The organism is Psychrobacter sp. 16-MNA-CIBAN-0192 (genome assembly GCF_040309565.1).
GTDB lineage: Bacteria > Pseudomonadota > Gammaproteobacteria > Pseudomonadales > Moraxellaceae > Psychrobacter.
Map to the genome: position 1 here is coordinate 1 of NZ_JBEOOX010000284.1, position 270 is coordinate 270.

1 protein-coding gene is annotated in these 270 nt (G+C 47.0%); it reads left to right on the forward strand.

What is annotated here, in order from left to right:
• Positions 1-270: SDR family oxidoreductase (locus AAEY78_RS13275; RefSeq protein ID WP_352339769.1), on the forward strand; the 270-nt coding region annotated here is incomplete at both ends.

The following is a 270-nucleotide window of genomic DNA, read 5'->3' on the forward strand; positions in this document are numbered from 1 at the left end:
TCTCAGTATTGCCGAACTACAATGTCATGGGCATGGCAAAGGCCAGTCTTGAAGCCAGTGTACGCTATCTTGCGACCTCTATGGGCGGTGAAGGCATCCGTGTTAATGCGATTTCAGAAGGTCCTATCCGTACGCTTGCTGCTAGTGGTATCAAATCATTCCGTAAAATGCTCGATGTCAGCGAAAAAATCGCACCACTACAACGTAACATTACCCAGACAGAAGTAGGTAATGCTGCATTGTTCTTATTATCTCCGTGGGCATCTGGGA